Below are 4,149 nucleotides of genomic sequence, written 5' to 3'. Positions count from 1 at the left end.
CGCCAGGAGCTGCTGGTGCCGGCCGGTGTCACGACGCGCAGCGACTGGACGAAGTCGTCGATGTGCGTACGGCCGGTGGCGTAGTGGCCGCCGGCCCGGGTGGCGAGCCAGCCGCCCAGCGTGGAGAACTCGAAGCTCTGCGGGAAGTGCCGCAGAGTGAGGCCGTGGGGCCGCAGCTGATCCTCCAGGCTCGGCCCGAGCGTGCCGGCCTGGATGCGCGCCGCCCGGCCCTCGGTGTCGACCTCCAGTACGCGGCCCATGGCGGTCAGGTCCAGGGACATGACGGCCCGGTGGGCATCGCCGCGGTACTCGACGCCCCCGGTGACCGAGGAGCCCCCGCCGTAGGGGACGACGGCGACCTGCCGCTCGCCGGCCCAGTCCAGGAGGTCGGCCACGCCCTGCTCGTCGGTGGGGCGGGCGACGAGGTCGGGGATGCGGCCCGGGCGTCCGCGCAGGGCGCGCGCCACGTCGCGGTAGGCCTTGCCCATGGAGTGCGCGGCGCGGTCCGCGGGATCGGTGGCGACCAGGTGGGCGAGGCTTTGCGGGGGTTCGACGGCGGGGTCGGCGATGGCCAGGTCCCGGACGCGGGGCACGGGGAGCGGGCGGCTGAGCGTGCCGGGGAGCAGGGCGCCGATCGCGGTGCATTCCGCGTCGTCGGGATGCGCGTCCGTCCAGCCCCAGCCCCACCAGGAGCGGGTACGCGAGGTGGACTGCGTCGGGTGCGAGGTGGTGCCGGCCATGGCGGCGCTCCAGGGGTCGAGGTAATTTACCTAGCGGTAAATTACCTACTGATAATATCGATTCATGGCAACCCCCTCCCCGCATTCCTCGAAGGCCGGCACCAAGGGAGTCCCGCGGGAGCACCGCCGCCGGCACATGCTGGAGGCGGCCACGGAGGAGTTCGGCACGCACGGCTACGCGGCGGCCTCGCTCCCCGCGATCGCCGCACGTGTGGGCGTCACCAAGACGCTGCTGCACCAGTACGTCGGCACCAAGGAAGACCTGTACGTGGCGTGTCTCATCCCGGTCGGGGACCGGCTGCTGGACACCATCCGTGCGGCGATGGGGGAGGGCGAGGCCGCACCGCACACCCCGCTGCGCGTCCTCCACAGCATCTTCACCGCCCTGGAGGGGCAGCGGGAGGCGTGGTTCGTGCTCTACGACACCACCCTGCCGCCCGGCGGTGAGGCCGCGCGCCGGGCTTCGGAGTACTGGTCGGCCATCGACCGGCTCGCCGCCGGCGGCACCGCGGAGCTGCTGCGCGCGGCCGGATCCACGGACCCGCTGGACGCCGACGCGCTCAAGTACGTCTGGCGGGACCTGGTCGCCACCCTCGTCCGCTGGTGGGTCAAGCACCCGGAACAGACTCCGGAGGCCATGACGCGGCGCTGCGCCCGCCTCTTCGCGGCCGCCGCCACGCTCACCCCCGACGGCCACTGACAGGTCGGGTCCGGAGTGGGCCCGTGACTTCACGGGGACCGAGCGGGCCGACCGGGACGGCTCGGCGGTCGTCGGCATGACCGGAGCCGGGTCGCCCGACCTGCCGCGAGCGTCCCGCCCGGAATCGGGTCATGATGGCCGGAGGCGGAGTCCTTCGCGGTCCCCGGACCGCGCGGTGGCCCGCCGCGGACGGGAGGTGACTCCGGGCATGGACGAATCGCGCAGAGCCTGGTTCATGATCGGCGGCGTCGTCGCCGTCATCCTCCTGGACCTCCTGGCCATCATCCTGATGAACACCCTCGGGTGATGCGCCCTGCGGCCTCGACGGCTGCGCAGCTCGGTGACGGACAGTTCCATCACCGGGCTGTCGCTCTGTCCGGCGTCGACGATGAACCGGACGGAGCCGCCGACGGGCGCGGCCACCGGCGCCACGGGGTCGTCGCCGAACGGGAGCACGCTGCCGTCGCCGACGACCTTGCGCCGGTCGCGCCGGTACGGCCGGTCGCCGGTCCTCCAGCCCGTCACGGCGGCCGGTAGGAGGGTCGCAGCACCCGTGGAGCTGTCCCTGACGCGCAGACCGCCGCCCGCGTAGGGGCTCCCGAAGGGTCGGCCGGCTGTGCAGGAACGCGCCGAACGGGCCGGCCGGAGGTGGCCGGCGGTCGCCGTCGGGTGTTCCGCACCCCCGCCCGGACGCATTCCCATGAGGGCCCCACCGGCCGGAGAACACGGCCGGGCGCATCCATGACATTCCGTCAATTTTTCTTGCCCACAAGGGCGTTCAGTTCCTCCGGTACGCAAGAACGGAGTCTGCCCGGCCTCTTGCCGTGTCGCCCCGGTTCGCGAATGATGCTCGCGGCGTGTCGGTCGACGGTGTTCCGTCGCGATGCGTCCGCCACCCTCGCACCCGGTCGGCCAGGAGGCATGTTTTGCGGACGAACCGTTACATCCGGAGATCGATGGTGGTCGTCGGTACCGCCCTCGCGGTGGTCGTCGCCGTTCCCCAGGTGGCTTTCGCGGCGCCGCCCCCGGCACTCCCCGGCAGAGCCGAGGCGATCGAGCTGACCTACCAGCCCGCCTACGACTACGACACCGACGGCTGCTACCCGACACCCGCCATAAGTTCGAGCGGAGTTCTGAACGGCGGGCTCAGGCCCACCGGCGCCCTCAACGGCAACTGCCGGGACGCCTCGGACCTCGCCAACACCAACGGCTACTCCCGCTGGAAGTGCAACAACGGCTGGTGCGCCGTCATGTACGCGCTGTACTTCGAGAAGGACCAGGCCTTGCCCGGCATCGAGCTCGGCGGCCACCGCCACGACTGGGAGCACGTGGTCGTGTGGATCCAGGGCACCGAGGCCAAGTACGTCGCGACCTCCGCCCACGGCGACTTCGACATCCACGCGCGCGACCGGATCCGCTGGGACGGCAACCACCCCAAGATCGTTTACCACAAGGACGGCATCGGCACGCACTGCTTCCGCGCGGCGAACACCAACGACGAGCCGCCCGAGAACCACCGCGGCACCTGGCAGTTCCCCACGCTCGTCGGGTGGTCGGGCTACCCGGCGACCGTGCGCGACAAGCTCACGCAGGCCGATTTCGGCAGCGCGCACTTCGGCCTGAAGGACGGCTCCTTCGCCTCCCACCTGGCGGAGGCCGAACCGGCCGGCATCCCCTTCGACCCGTACCAGTAGCACCCGGCGCCCGGCACGCCACGGGGACCGGCACGCCACGGGGACCGGCCCCGCACCGAGCCGGACCGGTGCCCGTGGCGCCGTGGCGTCAGCCCGCCCAGATCCTGCGGTACGCCTCGCGGTAACCGGACGGGTCCCATGACGTGGCGCCGTCGCTGTTGCCGGCCGTGGTGATGTGCACGGGGGCCACGTAGCCGCTGGCCGGCCGCCCGGCGAAGGCGCGGTTGAACTCGTCGACGATCTGCCAGCCCTGCTGGTTCAGCGGCTCGGGCACGGTGGCGGCCTGGAACTGCTCGCTGTTGATCCGCTGGAAGGCGGAGGGGTCGCCGTCACCCGCGCCGATGTTGAAAGGCGGCCCGGAGCCCGGCTTGCCCGCCGCCCGCAGGGCCGGGGCCGCGTCCGCGAAGTACAGGTCGTTGATGGCGGCGGAGTACGTCCAGTCGTCCTGGAAGCGGGAGAGCAGCGAGGAGACCGTCTGCGGGGTGCGGCTCGCGGCGTCGGGGATGGGGATGTTCTCGTAGCTCAGGAGCCGTACGCCGGAACAGGTGGCGAGCTCCTTGCGGATGAGCTCGGCCTTGTTCTTCGCGAACGGGATCGAGTCGTCGGTGAAGAGGACGACCCCGGCATCGCCTGCGGACCGGGCGATGATCCAGTCCGCGCTGATCCTCGCCACGTCCTCCACCTTGGTGGTGACGTTGGTGAACAGCGCGGGTCTCCTGCTCGGGCCGGGGGAGCCCACCGCGTGCCAGCCGATCACCGGGATGCGGGCCGCTTCGGCCCGCGCCATCTGCTGCGAGGTCACCTGGGGATCGAAGCCGCCGATGACGATGCCCGAGGGCCGCAGGGTGATGGCCTGGCTGAGCGCCGCCTGGATACCGGCCGGGGAGCCGTCCCCGTCGATGACCCGGACCTGCCAGCCGATGGCCTGCGCGGCCTCCTCGACGCCCTTCGCGACGCCCGCGACACCGGGGTTGGTCATGGTCTGCGCGACGTAAACGATCGACCTGCCGGGGAC

5 protein-coding genes are annotated in these 4,149 nt (G+C 72.1%); 3 read left to right on the top strand and 2 right to left on the bottom strand.

Annotated elements, in window-relative coordinates:
• On the bottom strand, positions 1 to 740 hold a 740-nt coding region (locus ACWGIU_RS31465; RefSeq protein ID WP_453711520.1), incomplete at its 3' end, for an FAD-binding oxidoreductase.
• Between the two features lie 64 nt (positions 741 to 804).
• On the opposite strand from ACWGIU_RS31465, the gene ACWGIU_RS31460 reads away from it, so the two are divergent.
• From ACWGIU_RS31460 to ACWGIU_RS31450, 3 genes are all read left to right on the top strand, one after another.
• Positions 805 to 1,440 (top strand): TetR/AcrR family transcriptional regulator, encoded by a 636-nt coding sequence (locus ACWGIU_RS31460; protein WP_453711519.1) that lies wholly within the window; start codon positions 805 to 807, stop codon positions 1,438 to 1,440.
• 306 nt (positions 1,441 to 1,746) lie between these two features.
• The gene (locus tag ACWGIU_RS31455; RefSeq protein ID WP_453711518.1) at positions 1,747 to 1,977 is read left to right on the top strand and encodes a hypothetical protein; all 231 of its coding nucleotides are present in this window, start codon (positions 1,747 to 1,749) and stop codon (positions 1,975 to 1,977) included.
• A gap of 419 nt (positions 1,978 to 2,396) precedes the next feature.
• Positions 2,397 to 3,134: an NPP1 family protein gene (locus ACWGIU_RS31450; RefSeq protein WP_453711521.1), complete on the top strand. Its 738-nt coding sequence runs from the start codon at positions 2,397 to 2,399 to the stop codon at positions 3,132 to 3,134.
• Between the two features lie 88 nt (positions 3,135 to 3,222).
• On the opposite strand, the gene ACWGIU_RS31445 is transcribed toward ACWGIU_RS31450, so the two are convergent.
• A partial coding sequence (locus ACWGIU_RS31445) for a substrate-binding domain-containing protein (protein ID WP_453711517.1) occupies positions 3,223 to 4,149 on the bottom strand: 927 nt, incomplete at its 5' end.

The organism is Streptomyces sp. NPDC054840 (assembly GCF_053611065.1).
Note: the sequence above shows the minus strand (reverse complement) of the source record. Positions and strands in the feature narration are given on the sequence as shown.

What these genes read in the sequence shown, in the direction of transcription:
- ACWGIU_RS31460 (WP_453711519.1), top strand. Translation starts at nt 805, where the DNA reads ATGGCAACCCCCTCCCCGCATTCCTCGAAGGCCGGCACCAAGGGAGTC.
- ACWGIU_RS31455 (WP_453711518.1), top strand. Translation starts at nt 1,747, where the DNA reads ATGCGCCCTGCGGCCTCGACGGCTGCGCAGCTCGGTGACGGACAGTTC.
- ACWGIU_RS31450 (WP_453711521.1), top strand. Translation starts at nt 2,397, where the DNA reads ATGGTGGTCGTCGGTACCGCCCTCGCGGTGGTCGTCGCCGTTCCCCAG.